This is a genomic window from Bradyrhizobium sp. BRP22 (genome assembly GCF_020194175.1).
Lineage (GTDB): Bacteria > Pseudomonadota > Alphaproteobacteria > Rhizobiales > Xanthobacteraceae > Bradyrhizobium.
This window is the reverse complement of sequence record NZ_JADYVX010000005.1, coordinates 265,028-278,815: the sequence shown is the minus strand read 5'-3', so window position 1 is coordinate 278,815 and position 13,788 is coordinate 265,028. Positions and strand designations below refer to the sequence as shown.

Genomic DNA, 13,788 nt, shown 5'->3' with positions numbered 1-13,788 from the left:
TTAGTTCAGGTCCTAGCAGAAAGCTCAGGCCTCGTCGCCGCTCTTGCGGAACGGGCCGGCCTCGCTGAGTTCGCGGCCGACCTCGGCGACATAGGCGCGCTCGCGCTTGAGATAATCGGCGATCGCCCGGCGCAGGCCCGGGTCGGCGATGTAATGGGCGGAGTAGGTCGTCTGCGGCAGATATCCGCGCGCGAGCTTGTGCTCTCCTTGCGCGCCCGCCTCGACCACCTTCAATCCGTTCTGGATGGCGAAATCGATCGCCTGATAGTAGCAGACCTCGAAATGCAGGAAGGGATGGTGCTCGATCGCGCCCCAGTTGCGTCCGAACAACGTGTCCGAACCGATGAAGTTGATGGCGCCTGCGATCCAGCGTCCCTGGCGCTTGGCCATCACGAGCAGCACGTCCTTGGCCATGCTCTCGCCGATCAGTGAGAAGAATTTCCGGTTCAGGTACGGCCGGCCCCATTTGCGCGAGCCGGTCTCCATGTAGAACTCGAAGAACGCGTCCCACGCCTCCTCGGTGATCTCGTCGCCGGTCAGCCAGTGGATGGTGATACCGGCCGCAAGCGCCTCGCGCCGCTCGCGCTTGATCGCCTTGCGGTGGCGTGAATTCAGCGTGGCGAGGAAATCGTCGAAGGTCTTGAAGCCGGCATTGTGCCAGTGGAACTGCTGGTCGGTCCGTTGCAGGAAATCGTGCTCGCCCAGGAACTTCGCTTCGGCCTCGCTGGCAAACGTCACATGCACTGATGAGGCGTCGGTCGCGTCGCACAGCGCCATCAGGCCATGGGCAAGCGCCGACCTGATCTGCTCGCGGTGGAGGCCACCCCGAACTAGCAGTCGCGGCCCGGTGGCGGGCGTGAACGGCACCGACACCTGGAGCTTCGGATAATACCGGCCGCCGGCGCGCTCATAGGCGTCCGCCCAGCCGCGATCGAAGACGTATTCGCCCTGCGAGTGGGATTTCAGGTAGCAGGGGACGATCCCGACGATCTCGTCGTCCAGCTTGGCCAGAAGATGCCTCGGCCCCCAGCCGGTTCGTGCGACGGCCGAGCCCGACGCCTCCAATGCTGAAAAAAAGGCATGTGAAACGAAGGGGTTATACGAGGGTCTTGCGTGGATGCATGCGAGACCTCCGGAACTGGATAAAGCCAGCGTGTCGAGGGCGTCGAGCGAGCCCGGATCGGGCGTCGGATTGGCGCAAGCGTCCCAGTCGGCAGCCTTGATATCGCTGACGGACGGAACGGCTTCGAGGGTGATTTCAGATAAGGCCATCGAGAATTTGAACCGGTCCCCTGTGCGAGCGGCCATCGCCCATGGTGACCAACGCCTTGCAAAGATCGTGCATCGCAATGCCGACTTCAAGGCCGCCAGCCACATCTCAGGTTCCCGGTGTGAAACCTTCGAAGATCATCTGATCGGCATAGCGCGCCGCTTTCGCGCGCTGCTCCGGCGTGCGCACGGTCCAGGCCAGAAGCGGGCAGCCGAACAGGTTGCGGGCGATCCACGGTGCCGCCGCCGGCAACTGGTTGACCCAGTAGGCGACGAAGTGCGGCTCGGTGCGAAAGCCGTGGCGCAGATACAGCATGCTGTCGCGCTGCGCCGGCGTCAGCTTGGCCCAATACTGATCGTCATAGGTGCGCTGGGCGGTGATGCCGCGATGAAGTCTTGGGATGACCTCGCGCAGCGCCAGCACCTGGTCGGGGTCGAAGGACATCCCGACCACGGGACCGGAATAGCTGCCCAGCACCTCGGCCATCCGCTTCACCAGATTGCGGTCGCCGTCAAAATGGCTCTTCACCTCGACCAGCAGCGGCACGCGGCCGGCCACCAGCGCGCAGAGGTCGCCAAGCGACATCATGCGCTCGTCGGTGTCCTTGAACCTGACAGACTTCAATTCGGCCGCCGTCTTGGTGAGCAGGGCGCCCGAGCCCTCGGTGAGGCGGCCGAGGGCATCGTCGTGATGCACCATGGCCTCGCCGTCGGCGGTGAGCTGGATATCGCACTCGATGGTGAAATTGCCCGCGATGGCCGCCTCCGCCGCAGCCGGCATGTTCTCGATGATGCCGCGGGCGGCATCATGCAGGCCGCGATGGGCGACCGGCCGCGCCGTCAGCCAGTCGGGTGCCCGCATCGCTCAGGTGACCTCGAACAGTCCTTCGACTTCCACGGCGGCGTCTGCGGGTAGCGAAGCGACGCCAACGGTGGTGCGGGCGTGCCGGCCCTTGTCGCCGAAGGCCAGCACCATCAGGTCCGAGGCGCCGTTCAGCACCTTCGGGGCGTCCAGGAAGTCGGGCGTCGAATTGATGAAGCCGCCGAGCCGCACCACCCGCGCCACCTTGTCGAGGTCGCCGAGCGCGGCCTTGATCTGGGCAAACAGGTTGATGGCGCAGCCGCGCGCCGCCGCAGCGCCCTGCTCGAGGGTGACGCCGGCGCCGAGCTTGCCCTTGGCGATCAGCTTGCCGTTGGCATCGAAGCAAATCTGGCCTGAGACGAACAGCAGATTGCCGGTGCGAACGAAGCCGACATAGTTCGCCACGGGAGCGGCGGGCTCGGGCAGGGTAATGCCCTGTGCCGCCAGTTTCTGTTCGACCGTACCTGCCATGTTTTTCCGTCCCGGTTCAGTGACCAATCAGGTCTGTTTCGCGCATCGTGCCGCCGCTTTCAAGTCGGCCGGGGATCGATCAGGAATGGCGGTTTTGTGGGTAAGCTTCGAAGAAACATGCCGAAAACGCGTCACTCATGTGCTCCGGCGTTACCTTTTTGTGAAACTGCCCCAGTTGCGGCGCAATAGAGCCGTCACTATTGTGGCGAATCGTCCGCTTCCTAAAGGGATGTACATGGCCCGCCTGTTCCGGATTCCGCCTCGCGTTCTGGCGATGACCGTTGCCGTAGCCGCAGGATCGGGATTCACCAACGGAGCGGCCACGGCCGGAACAGTGCCGTTTATGTCGCATCAGGCGCTCTACGAGCTCAACCTGGTGAAGTCGCGCGGCTCCAACGCGATCAGCAGTGCGCGCGGGCGCATCCTCTACAATTTCTCCGGCAGTGCCTGCGAGGGCTATACCTCCGAATTCCGCCAGGTGTCGGAGCTCGACAGCGGCGAGGGCAAGGTGACGCTTTCCGATCTGCGCTCGTCGTCCTGGGAGGACGGCGCCGGCAAGAGCTATCGCTTCAAGATCGATACGCGGATGAACGACAGCGAGTCCGCGCCGGTCGACGGCGTGGCGGAGCGGGTGGGCGACCATATCACGGTCAAGCTGAAGCAGCCGGTGGCGAAGACCTTCGAACTCGCAGGCAGCGTCGTATTCCCGACCGAGCAGATCCAGCACATCATCGCGGCCGCGCGCGAGGGCAAGAGCGTGCTCGAGCTCTCCGTTTATGACGGCTCCGACAATGGCGAAAAGGTCTACAACACGCTTTCGGTGATCGGACAGCCGATCCCGGGCGACCGCGCGCCGACGTCACCAGACCCTTCGACTGCGAACGACGCCATGAAGTCGATGACGCGCTGGCCGGTGACGGTGAGCTACTACGACCGCGATGGCAAGAACAACGAAGGTGAGCAGACGCCCGTTTATGCGATGTCGTTCGAGCTCTACGAGAACGGCGTCTCCCGCGCGCTGGTGCTGGATTATAATGACTTCGTGATATCTGGCGCGATGGGCAAGTTCGACGTGAAAGATACAAAGCCGTGTAAGTGATGCCGTCATCGTCCGCGAAGGCGGACGACCCAGCAATCACCGGCTTGTCTGTATTCTTGCCGCCGCTCTCGCATATTGGATGCCCCGCCTTCGCGGGGCACGACGGGTAGGGGACGCTATTCCGCCTTCTCGGGTCCCTGATACGCAATCCCCCTAATCACCGCGGCGTTTCCGAATTTCTTCCGCAGGCCGTCCATCGCGCGCTCGGCGTAGGCGGAGCGCCGGTCGAGCATGTCGGTGTCATCGGCCGCCGATCCCGGCCGCAGTGCGCTGACGCCAACGCCCATCAGGCGGAAGGCGGTGCCATCGGTCTCCTTCGCCAGCATCTCGCGCGAGACCGCAAAGATCTTTCCGGCAAGCTGCGTCGGCGCCGCGATCGATTGCGAGCGGGTCCGCGGCCGGAAATCGGCGGTCTTCAGCTTCAGCGTGATGGTGGAACCTGCGACCTTGCCATTCTTCAGCCGCGCCGAGACCTTTTCGGACAGTCTCCACAACAGCTTTTCCAGTATGATGAAATCGCGGATGTCGGTCTCGAACGTGGTCTCGCTGGAGATCGTCTTGGCGCCGCGATCCGCCACCACCCGGCGATCGTCGATGCCGCGCGCAAGCCGCCACAGCCTTCGGCCTTCGCTCGCGAACTGTTTCATCAGGTCGTTCTCGTCCGCGCGCTGCAGGTCGGCGATGGTGCGAAAGCCCCGCTGGATCAGCCTTTCCTGGGTCGCGGGACCGACGCCGAAGATGAATCCAACGGGCTTTTCCGCGAGCATCTCGCGCGCTTCGTCCTGGTCGAGTGTGGCAAAGCCGCGCGGCTTGTCGAGATCGGACGCGATCTTGGCCAGGAACTTGTTGCAGGACAGCCCGACGGACACCGTAATTCCGATATTGCGCTCGATGTCGCGCGCGAAGCCCGCCAGCACTTTCGCCGGGATCATGCCGTGGACGCGCTCGGTCCCGGAGAGGTCGAGGAAGGCCTCGTCGATCGATAACGGCTCGACCAGCGGCGTCAGCGCCTGCATCGCGTGGCGCACCTCGCGGCCGACGCGGACATATTTCGCCATGTCCGGCCGGATCACGGTCGCGGACGGGCACAGCGCCAGCGCCTTGAACATCGGCATCGCCGAGCGCACGCCAAACGTTCGTGCGACATAGCAGGCAGCCGAGACCACGCCGCGCTTGCCGCCGCCGATGATGACAGGCTTGTCGGCGAGGTCGGGATTGTCACGTTTCTCGACGGTGGCGTAGAAGGCGTCGCAATCGATATGGGCCAGCGCAAGCCGGGGCAGGGCGTGATGGCGGACCAGGCGCGGCGAGCCGCAATGGCTGCACCGCCTGGCCTTGAAGTCGAGATCGCCGAGGCAATCCCGGCAGAAGCAGCGGGGGCCGTTGCTCGTGAGCGCCGCGCTCACGGCACGTCGCGTTCCCATTTGGGGTCGCTCAGGACCTGGTGGGCCGCGGCAATGTTGGTCGGGTGCAGCTCGGAAGCCTTCGCGAATGCCTGAACGGTCGCGTCATCCCGCATCACGAAATCGAGCACGGAGCCGAGGAACTTTGGGTCGGAGGCGGCCGAGCGGAGCGTCTCCGGTCCAATTCCGGTCTCGGCCAGGAACAGGCCCAGCCTTTCGGGGTCGCCGGCGATGAAACCCAGCGCCTGAACTGCAACGATTTCAGCTACTTCGCGGGGGTTTTGAACAGGCTTTTTCAACGGCCGGTTTGCCTTTCCGTTAACTTATGTTCTCTAATGAAACGCATCATGCCCGAGTCTTTCGGACCTGTTCAAGCAAGTGGAAACCACGCCACACAAGATAGCGTTCGGGCTTAACGGGTTTGAGCGAATCTGGCGCTAGTTTGAATTCACATTTCGACGCGCCCGAAGTCGGTACCGGAGGTACCGTATCAGGGACTGTTTCCTACGGCTTTGGAGGGACGGGATGGCCAAGACCGTCCTGATCGTGGAGGACAACGAGCTCAATATGAAGCTCTTTCGCGACCTGCTGGAGGCGCACGGTTATCAGACCTCCGGCACGAGCAATGGCTTCGAAGCGCTCGATCTCGTCCGCAAGCTGCATCCCGACCTGATCCTGATGGACATCCAGCTTCCGCAGGTCTCCGGGCTCGAAGTCACGCGCTGGATCAAGGACGATCCCGATCTGCGCAAGATCCCGGTGGTGGCTGTCACCGCGTTCGCGATGAAGGGCGATGAGGAACGCATCCGCGAGGGCGGATGCGAAGCCTATTTGTCCAAACCCATTTCGGTCGGCAAATTCATTGAGACTGTCCGACGTTTTATCGGATAGGGGAGTGGAGTTTCGATGTCTGCGCGTATCCTCGTGGTCGATGACGTTCCTGCGAACGTCAAGTTGTTGGAAGCACGACTGTCGGCCGAATATTTCGACGTGCTGACCGCTTCCAACGGCGCCGAGGCCCTTCAGATCTGCACACGCGCCGAATGCGACATCATCCTGCTCGACGTCATGATGCCTGACATGGACGGCTTCGAGGTATGCCGCAGGCTCAAGTCCAACCCTGCTACGCACTTCATTCCGGTGGTCATCGTCACCGCGCTCGACAGTCCCGCCGACCGCGTGCGCGGGCTGGAAGCCGGCGCCGACGACTTCCTGACCAAGCCCGTGTCCGACGTCGTGCTGATCGCACGCGTGCGCTCGCTGACTCGGTTGAAGATGATGACCGACGAGTTGCGCATGCGCGCGATCACCTCGCTCGAGATCGGCATGCAGGCGCCCGAGCGCAGCGCGATTGCCGACAAGGGACTTGGCGGCCGCATCCTCCTTGTCGACGACCGGCCGTCGTCCTACGAACGGCTCGCGCCGATGCTTTCCGCCGAACATACGGTCGATGTCGAGACCAACCCTGCGGAAGCGCTGTTCAATGCCGCCGAGGGCAACTACGACCTGCTGATCGTCTCGCTCAGCCTCGACAATTACGACGGCCTCCGCCTCTGCAGCCAGGCGCGCTCGCTGGAGCGCACCCGGCAACTGCCGATCCTCGCCATCTCGGACGCCGACAACAACGCGCGGCTGTTGCGCGGGCTCGAGATCGGCGTCAACGACTACCTGCTGCGCCCGATCGACAAGAACGAACTGTTGGCGCGTGCGCGCACGCAGATCCGTCGCCGGCGCTATACCGATCATCTGCGCGACAATGTGCAGAACTCGATCGAGATGGCGATCACGGACGCGCTGACCGGGTTGCATAACCGCCGCTACATGGAGAGCCACCTGGCGACCCTTGCCGAACAGGCCTCGGCCCGCGGCAAGCCCTTAGCGCTGATGATCCTCGACATCGACTACTTCAAGGCGATCAACGACACTTATGGTCATGATGCCGGCGATGACGTCCTGCGCGACTTTGCAACGCGAATCCGCAAGTCGATCCGCGGCATCGATCTCGCCTGCCGGTATGGCGGCGAGGAATTCGTGATCGTGATGCCGGAAACCGACCTGCACGTCGCCAGCATGGTCGCCGAACGTCTGCGCCGTTCGATCGCCGGTGAAGCCTTCTCTATCAACAAGGGCGCGAACCGCATCGAGGTCACCATCTCGATCGGCCTCACCACGCTGGAGCGCAAGGGCGAGTCGGTGGTTGATGTGCTGAAGCGGGCGGATACGGCGCTCTACCGCGCCAAGCATGATGGCCGGAACAGGGTAGTTTCAGCGGCGGCATAGCCGTTCCGTAGCGCAAAGTCTCTCCGCCGTCATTGCGAGGAGCGTAGCGACGAAGCAATCCATCTCTCGACAAGCGGCGAAATGGATTGCTTCGCTTCGCTCGCAATGACGAGGGGAGAGATTCCGCCGTCAGCAACGAATTCGCTTGGGTGAAAGGTTCTCTCCACGGGCACGTGCGCTCGCCTTCCGCTCCCCGGATTACGCTTTTGCTCCGTCCGGGCTACTGACTTTTACGCCCGCATTCTCCAGCAGCACTCGCGCCGCTTGTTTCGCCGCACGCGCCATCGCGGGATCGTCGCGGACGAGATCCTGCGCGATCGAACCATCGACCAGCAATTGCAGTTGCGTCGCTAGCCCCTCCGGATCGGCAACGCCGAGTTCGAGCAAGCGATCGCGAAACCACAGGCGCCGGCTTTCCTTGAAGGCGATGGCGACCTTCTTCACCGACTTGTCCTCGCCACCGAGTTCAGCAACCGCGTTGACGAAGGGGCAGCCGCGAAAGTCCTTGGCGCCAAAACGACGCTCCAGCGCATCGAAGGTGCCGAGGATCTGCTCGACCGGCGACTTGTCCGACGGCTTCGGCTGCACGAAGCGGCGCTCGAGATACGCCGCGATCAGCGCGTCCTTGGACGGAAAGTGGTTGTAGAGCGTGCGCTTGCTGATGCCGATCTCGGCGGAGATGGTGTCGACGCCGATGGCGCGGATGCCCTTCAGGTAGAACAGCCGATCGGCGGTCTGAAGGATGCGGTCCTTCATCGTCTGTTTCTGGTGCGGAGAAGCCATGCAACGGCTCCGTATCTCATTCGCTTGACAGCACCTCCTCATTATAGCCAAGGTAAACAGGTCTGTGTAACTAAAAATCGCGTGAATCGCAGGTGGACTTTGCCGTGCCGCCATCGATAGGGAGAACAAAAACAATGCCCTTGCTGCAGGTCCTGCGTCCCACGCTTCCCATCCTGATCGGCGCCTCGATCATGCTCACGCTGAGCATGGGCCTGCGTCAGAGCCTCGGCATCTTCATGCAGCCGCTGACGCATGACATCAAGATTTCGATTTCAGACTTCACGCTGGCACTTGCGGTGCAAAATCTCGCCTGGGGATTTTTGCAGCCGCTCGCCGGCGCCCTGACGGAGCGCCATGGCTTTCGCCCGGTCATGGTGGTGGGCGCGCTGCTCTATATCGCCGGACTTGGCCTGATGGCAGGCGCGCAGGGCGTCGTCAGCATCATGATCGGCGGCGGCGTATTGATCGGAACCTCGCTGGCGTGCACGGCCGCCGCGATCGCGATGTCGGTTGCAGCGCGCGCGGTGCCGGAGACGGTGCGTTCGACCGTGCTTGGCATCGTCTCGGGTGCCGGGTCGCTCGGCGCGCTACTGTCGGCCCCGATCGGGCAACTGCTCAATGAAGGCTTCGGCTGGCGCGTCGGGCTCCTCGGTTTCGTGCTGCTCGCGCTCTTGATGATTCCTGCGGCCTGGTACGCGGGCCGCGTTGACAAGGTTCCGCTTCCCAAGCCGAGATCGTCAGAGGAGATCAGCGAGGCGACCGCCGTGACCGCGGCGCGAGCCGCGTTCGGGAATGCGTCCTTCGTGGTGATGACCTGCGCCTATCTCGTCTGCGGCATGCAACTCGTCTTCCTCACCACGCATCTGCCGTCCTATCTCGCGATCTGCGGCCTCGATCCGATGCTGAGCGCGCAGACGCTGGGCGTGATCGGCGGCTTCAACGTGCTCGGCTCTCTCTTTTTTGGCTGGGCCGGCCAGCGCTGGAACAAGTTGGCCCTGCTCGGCGGAATCTACATCCTGCGCTCGCTGGCGCTCGCCTGGTACTTCATCCTGCCGGCAACGCCTGCTTCGACGCTCCTGTTCGGAGCGATCATGGGCTTCCTCTGGCTCGGCGTCGGGCCATTGGTTGCAGGCGCGGTCGCGGAGATGTTCGGGCTGCGCTGGCAGGCGATGATCCAGGGGCTTGCGTTCATGAGCCACCAGATCGGCAGCTTCCTCGGAGCCTATGGGGGAGGGTTGCTGTACGATGCGCTCGGCTCCTACACCCTGGCTTGGCGTATTGGCGTCGCATTGGGGCTGGCTGGCGGCATCATCCAGGTGGCGTTTGCGCTGATGCGGCCCTCGCAGCCACCGGTATTGAAGGCAGCGTAACGTCCGTCGCCCGCGTCGATCCTCGCGAGGATGTGCTGCCCGACGCGAGGCTGCCGGTGCGATGTGATTAAATGGTAGTCAGAAATATGCCGCAAAAATCGGCAATGGCGAGGTCCGCTCACGCGTTGACCAATTTATAGTCCACGTCATTCAATGGGTTATCTCCGCATTCTGAGATGGCACGAAACTTGATTAATTCTGCTTAAGAATTGGAGCCGGAGACCGACGGACGGTCTTCCGGGCTTTGGCGACCCGGGAAGGGCTGGCAAGCCAATGAGGTTAGTCGCCGCCAGTCTCCAGCCATTGAAACTCGACGACCATGCCGCGGCGCCGAGCGGGTTAGGCATTGTCCCTACGGACCAATCGCGGCGCTCCAGCACACTGCGAGAACCGGACGGGCAGGCAAACGCCAGACATTTGGTGATGCTGCCGCGCGCATTCGCGCAGCCGCAGCAGAGCCTCGCCTCAAGCCTTTCGCTACCTTCTCTTGCGTTGGGAGGAAGATGATGGACTCAAAAACCTGTGCGAGCCAAAGGCTCGTGAAATTCGCGGCCGCTTTCCTGGGAATTGCACTCCTCGGTCTCGCACTTGGCGACATTGCGGTTGCTCAGGATGCGGCGCCGCCAACCTGCGGCGGCAAGGTTCTTGAAAATTGCACGCCGAATTCCGGCGACACCGCATGGATGCTCACATCCGTTGCGCTCGTGTTGATGATGACGATCCCTGGCCTCGGCCTGTTTTACGGCGGCATGGTGCGCAAGAAGAACGTCGGCGACACCGTGATGACCAGCTTCGCGGTCACCTGCCTCGTCACGATTCTGTTCGCGATCCTGACCTACAGCATGGCATTTCGCGCCGGCACCCCCTTCGTCGGCGGCCTGGATCGCATGTTTCTCAAGGACATCCTGAGCGACATCGGCAAGGGCGGGATCGGCAATCCAAATCCGCTCGCCGCGACCATTCCCGAAGCCGTGTACATCTGCTTTCAGATGACATTTGCGATCATAACGCCGGCGCTGATTGCCGGCGCATTTGCCGAGCGCATGAAATTCTCGGCCATGCTCTGGTTCATCGGGTTGTGGGCGATCCTGGTCTACGCGCCGGTTGCGCACTGGGTCTGGGGACCCGACGGGATCTTCGCCGCCGCTAACGAGAGCGCTTGGGTAAAGGTGCTCGATTTCGCTGGTGGTACCGTCGTGCATATCAATGCCGGCGTGGCGGGTCTGATGTGCGCCATCATGCTCGGTAAGCGCAAGGAGACCGGGCCCGCCCACAACATGGTGCTCACCTTCATCGGCGCTTCGCTGCTCTGGGTTGGTTGGTTCGGCTTCAACGCCGGCTCCGCCGTCACGGCGGGGATGCAGGCCGGCATGGCCATGTTGGTGACGCAGATTGCCACGGCTGTTGCCGCTTTCACCTGGATGCTGGTGGAATGGTCGCTCAAGGGCAAGCCGACCGTCGTTGGCATCTGTTCCGGCGCAGTCGCCGGCCTCGTCGCCATCACGCCGGCGTCGGGTTTTGTCGGGCCGATGGGCGCCTTTGCGATTGGAATCGGGGCGGGTGTCTTCTGCTACTGGGGATGCACCGGGTTGAAGCACACGTTCAACTATGATGACGCGCTGGATTGCTTCGGCGTGCATGCGATTGGCGGCATTGTCGGGGCGCTGCTCACCGGCGTGTTCGCGGTCGAGCAATATGGAGGGACGGCAGGCGTTCTGGAGGGAAACGTCGGCCAGTTCTTCAACCAGTGCGTCGGGATCGCTACCGTGATCGTGTATGACGCCGTCGTAAGCCTGATCATCCTCGCCGCGGTCAGGGTGTTCGTCGGCCTTCGCGTGCACGAGGACGCCGAGCGCGACGGCCTCGACCTCGCGCTGCATGGTGAGGTGGTGCACTAACTGCGGTAATAGCGCCACATCCTCAGAAACGTCCGATGGATCTCGTCGGGCGTCCGGTCGAATGGCTCCAAATTGACGCGCAGCACGCCGCGGTGGTCCATGCGCCACGGCAGCCGCATCAAGAGGCGATAGGCCGGCTGCTTGCGCCAGTCGGCAACGAGGGCGCCGCTCAAGGGCATGCCGAGCGCGATCTGCAGCTCATGAACGGTCATCGCGCGCTCGGCGATCTGGACGAGATCGATGCGTTCGATGGCCCGCCACCGGATCAAGCCGAAGGCCTGGATGAAGATGCCGTATTGATTGGCGCCGATGGTCGGGCGGCCGGTCTCCAGCAGCGGGATGTTGTAGTAAGTGAAGCCCGCCGCCGTTGCCGCAAGCGCCAGCCAGTAGAGGGCGCCGGTGATCCAGGTGGCGGTGAGGAAGATCGCGGCGAGGGCGGCGGTGATGTAGACGGGAAAGTAGATGTCTTCGCGGCCGTACGCGACCGAGTAGCCGCCAACATTTCCCTCGTCCAGGGTTGCGATCATGTGAGCCCTGTGCTCCCGATCTGGGCCGCGAAGCATAAGGGATGACGTTGGGCCGCAAAAATAAAAACGGGGCCGCTGGGCCCCGTTCGAGTGGGTAGTGTCCCGCGATCTTACTTGATCTTGGCTTCGCGGAATTCGACGTGCTTGCGCGCAACCGGGTCGTACTTCTTCTTGACCAGCTTGTCGGTCATGGTGCGCGAATTCTTCTTGGCGACGTAGTAGTAGCCGGTGTCGGCGGACGACACGAGCTTGACCTTGATGGTGACCGCCTTGGCCATGTCAAAACCTCAGGAAAATAATGGGGTATCAGGAGCCGGCCAAGCGGCCCGCGTTTGGCCGGCAAACTAGTCACAATCAGCCCAAAGTCAAGGTTTTCCGGACCCAAACGGGCCCAATTCGGGCGGATCAGCGTTCGAAAAACCGGTTTTTCGGTCGCGGCAGGCCGAGATTCTCCCGGAGCGTCTTACCCTCATACTCCTTGCGGAAAATCCCGCGCTTCTGCAGTTCCGGGACCACCTTGTCGACGAAATCGTAGAGCCCGCCCGGCAGATACGGGAACATGATGTTGAAGCCGTCGGACGCGTAGCTCGTCAGCCATTCCTCCATCTGATCGGCGATCAGCTTCGGCGTGCCGACGAACGCAAGTCCGCCATAGCCGCCGACGCGCTGCGCGAGCTGGCGCACGGTGAGCTTGTCGCGCGCGGCGACGTCGACCAGCCGCTGGCGTCCGCTCTTGCTGGCGTTGGTTTCCGGGATCGGCGGCAACGGCCCATCCGGATCGAAGCCAGATGCATCGGTGCCCAGGATCACCGAGAGCGAGGCGATCGCGCTATCGTAGTGTACCCTGCTGTCGAGCAAAGCGCGCTTCTCCTTGGCCTCCTCGACGCTGTCGCCGACCACGACGAATGCGCCCGGCAGGATCTTCAGATGCTCGCGGTCGCGACCAAGCTTGTCCATGCGGCCCTTGATGTCGGCATAGAGCTTCTGCCCGTCGCTGATGCTGCCGCCGCCGGTGAAGACCGCTTCCGCCGTTTCTGCTGCGAGCTGCTTGCCGTCCTCCGACGCGCCGGCCTGCACGATCACCGGCCAGCCCTGCACCGGGCGGGCGATGTTCAGGGGACCGCGAACGCTGAGGTACTTCCCCTTGTGATTGAGCACGTGCATCTTCTCCGGATCGAAGAAGAGCCCGGATTCGACATCGCGCACGAAGGCATCATCGGCAAAGGAATCCCAGAGACCGGTGACCACGTCATAGAACTCGCGCGCGCGGCGATAGCGCTCGGCGTGCTCCATGTGATCGTCGAGGCCGAAATTGAGCGCCGCATCCGGATTGGAGGTGGTGACGATATTCCAGCCCGCGCGGCCGCCGCTGATATGGTCAAGCGAGGCAAAACGGCGCGCGACATGATACGGCTCGTCGAACGTCGTCGAGCCGGTCGCGACCAGGCCGATATTCTCCGTCACCGTCGAGAGCGCTGACAATAGCGTGAACGGCTCGAATGAGGTCACGGTGTGGCTGCGCTTCAGCGCATTGATCGGCATGTTCAGCACGGCCAAATGGTCCGCCATGAAGAAGGCGTCGAACTTGCCGGCCTCGAGCTTCTGGGTGAGCTGCTTGATATGGGAAAAGTTGAAATTGGCGTCCGGCCAGGCGCCGGGATAGCGCCATGCGCCGGTGTGGATGCTGATCGGCCGCATGAACGCGCCGAGCTTGAGTTGACGCTGTGCCATTTGCCCCGTTTCCGTGTGGGTCCTTCAAACCGAAATAGGCACGAAGCGGCGCGGCGCCACTGGGAAGATTATTTTGTTTTTGCACGCTTTCGCGA

General features: G+C 62.8%; 14 protein-coding genes. 5 read left to right on the top strand and 9 right to left on the bottom strand.

The genetic code is table 11. From position 1 onward, the window contains the following. Positions 1-24 precede the first annotated feature (24 nt). The 3 genes from I6F35_RS09805 to I6F35_RS09795 all read right to left on the bottom strand — a co-directional run bounded on the left by I6F35_RS09805 (position 25) and on the right by I6F35_RS09795 (position 2,602). Positions 25-1,272 carry a GNAT family N-acetyltransferase gene (locus tag I6F35_RS09805; protein ID WP_225117434.1) on the bottom strand — a complete coding sequence of 416 codons (1,248 nt, stop codon included), beginning with the start codon at positions 1,270-1,272 and terminating at the stop codon, positions 25-27. Between the two features lie 106 nt (positions 1,273-1,378). Continuing rightward, positions 1,379-2,131, bottom strand: a complete 753-nt coding sequence (locus tag I6F35_RS09800) for a glycerophosphodiester phosphodiesterase (RefSeq protein WP_225117433.1) — start codon at positions 2,129-2,131, stop codon at positions 1,379-1,381. A 3-nt stretch (positions 2,132-2,134) separates the two neighbouring features. Then, entirely contained in the window at positions 2,135-2,602 is a 468-nt protein-coding gene (locus I6F35_RS09795; protein ID WP_225117432.1) for a RidA family protein, read from the bottom strand. 274 nt (positions 2,603-2,876) lie between these two features. On the opposite strand from I6F35_RS09795, the gene I6F35_RS09790 reads away from it, so the two are divergent. Beyond that, entirely contained in the window at positions 2,877-3,701 is an 825-nt protein-coding gene (locus I6F35_RS09790) for a cell envelope integrity EipB family protein (protein WP_225117523.1), read from the top strand. Between the two features lie 116 nt (positions 3,702-3,817). Here the strand turns inward: I6F35_RS09790 and I6F35_RS09785 are convergent, their stop codons facing one another. Both I6F35_RS09785 and I6F35_RS09780 read right to left on the bottom strand, forming a co-directional pair. Beyond that, positions 3,818-5,125, bottom strand: a complete 1,308-nt coding sequence (locus I6F35_RS09785) for a DNA polymerase IV (RefSeq protein WP_225117431.1) — start codon at positions 5,123-5,125, stop codon at positions 3,818-3,820. Further along, on the bottom strand, positions 5,104-5,403 hold the full coding sequence (locus I6F35_RS09780) for a DUF3572 domain-containing protein (RefSeq protein ID WP_225117430.1): 300 nt from the start codon (positions 5,401-5,403) through the stop codon (positions 5,104-5,106). The genes I6F35_RS09785 and I6F35_RS09780 overlap by 22 nt, the downstream gene beginning before the upstream one ends. 226 nt (positions 5,404-5,629) lie before the next feature. Here I6F35_RS09780 and I6F35_RS09775 point away from each other — a divergent pair, with 226 nt between their 5' ends. Both I6F35_RS09775 and I6F35_RS09770 read left to right on the top strand, forming a co-directional pair. Further along, the gene (locus I6F35_RS09775) at positions 5,630-5,995 is read left to right on the top strand and encodes a response regulator (protein WP_027581229.1); all 366 of its coding nucleotides are present in this window, start codon (positions 5,630-5,632) and stop codon (positions 5,993-5,995) included. Between the two features lie 15 nt (positions 5,996-6,010). Then, positions 6,011-7,384 (top strand): PleD family two-component system response regulator, encoded by a 1,374-nt coding sequence (locus I6F35_RS09770; protein WP_225117429.1) that lies wholly within the window; start codon positions 6,011-6,013, stop codon positions 7,382-7,384. Positions 7,385-7,582: 198 nt separating this feature from the next. On the opposite strand, the gene I6F35_RS09765 is transcribed toward I6F35_RS09770, so the two are convergent. After that, positions 7,583-8,140, bottom strand: a complete 558-nt coding sequence (locus I6F35_RS09765; protein ID WP_225117522.1) for a TetR/AcrR family transcriptional regulator — start codon at positions 8,138-8,140, stop codon at positions 7,583-7,585. A 161-nt stretch (positions 8,141-8,301) separates the two neighbouring features. Here I6F35_RS09765 and I6F35_RS09760 point away from each other — a divergent pair, with 161 nt between their 5' ends. Together I6F35_RS09760 and I6F35_RS09755 are read left to right on the top strand one after the other, a co-directional pair. Further along, positions 8,302-9,537, top strand: a complete 1,236-nt coding sequence (locus I6F35_RS09760) for an MFS transporter (RefSeq protein ID WP_225117428.1) — start codon at positions 8,302-8,304, stop codon at positions 9,535-9,537. A 503-nt stretch (positions 9,538-10,040) separates the two neighbouring features. Next, a complete protein-coding gene (locus I6F35_RS09755; protein ID WP_275945449.1) occupies positions 10,041-11,435 on the top strand; it encodes an ammonium transporter in 1,395 nt (464 codons plus the stop codon). On the opposite strand, the gene I6F35_RS09750 is transcribed toward I6F35_RS09755, so the two are convergent. The 3 genes from I6F35_RS09750 to I6F35_RS09740 form a co-directional block, all read right to left on the bottom strand. After that, entirely contained in the window at positions 11,432-11,962 is a 531-nt protein-coding gene (locus tag I6F35_RS09750; RefSeq protein ID WP_225117427.1) for a hypothetical protein, read from the bottom strand. The two genes, I6F35_RS09755 and I6F35_RS09750, sit on opposite strands and share 4 nt — an antisense overlap. Positions 11,963-12,072: 110 nt before the next feature. Beyond that, positions 12,073-12,240 carry a 50S ribosomal protein L33 gene (gene rpmG, locus I6F35_RS09745; protein ID WP_027581235.1) on the bottom strand — a complete coding sequence of 56 codons (168 nt, stop codon included), beginning with the start codon at positions 12,238-12,240 and terminating at the stop codon, positions 12,073-12,075. Positions 12,241-12,367: 127 nt separating this feature from the next. Continuing rightward, a complete protein-coding gene (locus I6F35_RS09740) occupies positions 12,368-13,693 on the bottom strand; it encodes an LLM class flavin-dependent oxidoreductase (protein WP_225117426.1) in 1,326 nt (441 codons plus the stop codon). Positions 13,694-13,788 lie beyond the last annotated feature (95 nt).

Excerpts from the sequence above, each read along its gene's own strand:
- I6F35_RS09805 (WP_225117434.1), bottom strand. The coding sequence starts at position 1,272 with ATGGCCTTATCTGAAATCACCCTCGAAGCCGTTCCGTCCGTCAGCGAT.
- I6F35_RS09800 (WP_225117433.1), bottom strand. The coding sequence starts at position 2,131 with ATGCGGGCACCCGACTGGCTGACGGCGCGGCCGGTCGCCCATCGCGGC.
- I6F35_RS09795 (WP_225117432.1), bottom strand. The coding sequence starts at position 2,602 with ATGGCAGGTACGGTCGAACAGAAACTGGCGGCACAGGGCATTACCCTG.
- I6F35_RS09790 (WP_225117523.1), top strand. The coding sequence starts at position 2,877 with ATGACCGTTGCCGTAGCCGCAGGATCGGGATTCACCAACGGAGCGGCC.
- I6F35_RS09785 (WP_225117431.1), bottom strand. The coding sequence starts at position 5,125 with ATGGGAACGCGACGTGCCGTGAGCGCGGCGCTCACGAGCAACGGCCCC.
- I6F35_RS09775 (WP_027581229.1), top strand. The coding sequence starts at position 5,630 with ATGGCCAAGACCGTCCTGATCGTGGAGGACAACGAGCTCAATATGAAG.
- I6F35_RS09770 (WP_225117429.1), top strand. The coding sequence starts at position 6,011 with ATGTCTGCGCGTATCCTCGTGGTCGATGACGTTCCTGCGAACGTCAAG.
- I6F35_RS09765 (WP_225117522.1), bottom strand. The coding sequence starts at position 8,140 with ATGAAGGACCGCATCCTTCAGACCGCCGATCGGCTGTTCTACCTGAAG.
- I6F35_RS09760 (WP_225117428.1), top strand. The coding sequence starts at position 8,302 with ATGCCCTTGCTGCAGGTCCTGCGTCCCACGCTTCCCATCCTGATCGGC.
- I6F35_RS09755 (WP_275945449.1), top strand. The coding sequence starts at position 10,041 with ATGATGGACTCAAAAACCTGTGCGAGCCAAAGGCTCGTGAAATTCGCG.
- I6F35_RS09750 (WP_225117427.1), bottom strand. The coding sequence starts at position 11,962 with ATGATCGCAACCCTGGACGAGGGAAATGTTGGCGGCTACTCGGTCGCG.
- rpmG (WP_027581235.1), bottom strand. The coding sequence starts at position 12,240 with ATGGCCAAGGCGGTCACCATCAAGGTCAAGCTCGTGTCGTCCGCCGAC.
- I6F35_RS09740 (WP_225117426.1), bottom strand. The coding sequence starts at position 13,693 with ATGGCACAGCGTCAACTCAAGCTCGGCGCGTTCATGCGGCCGATCAGC.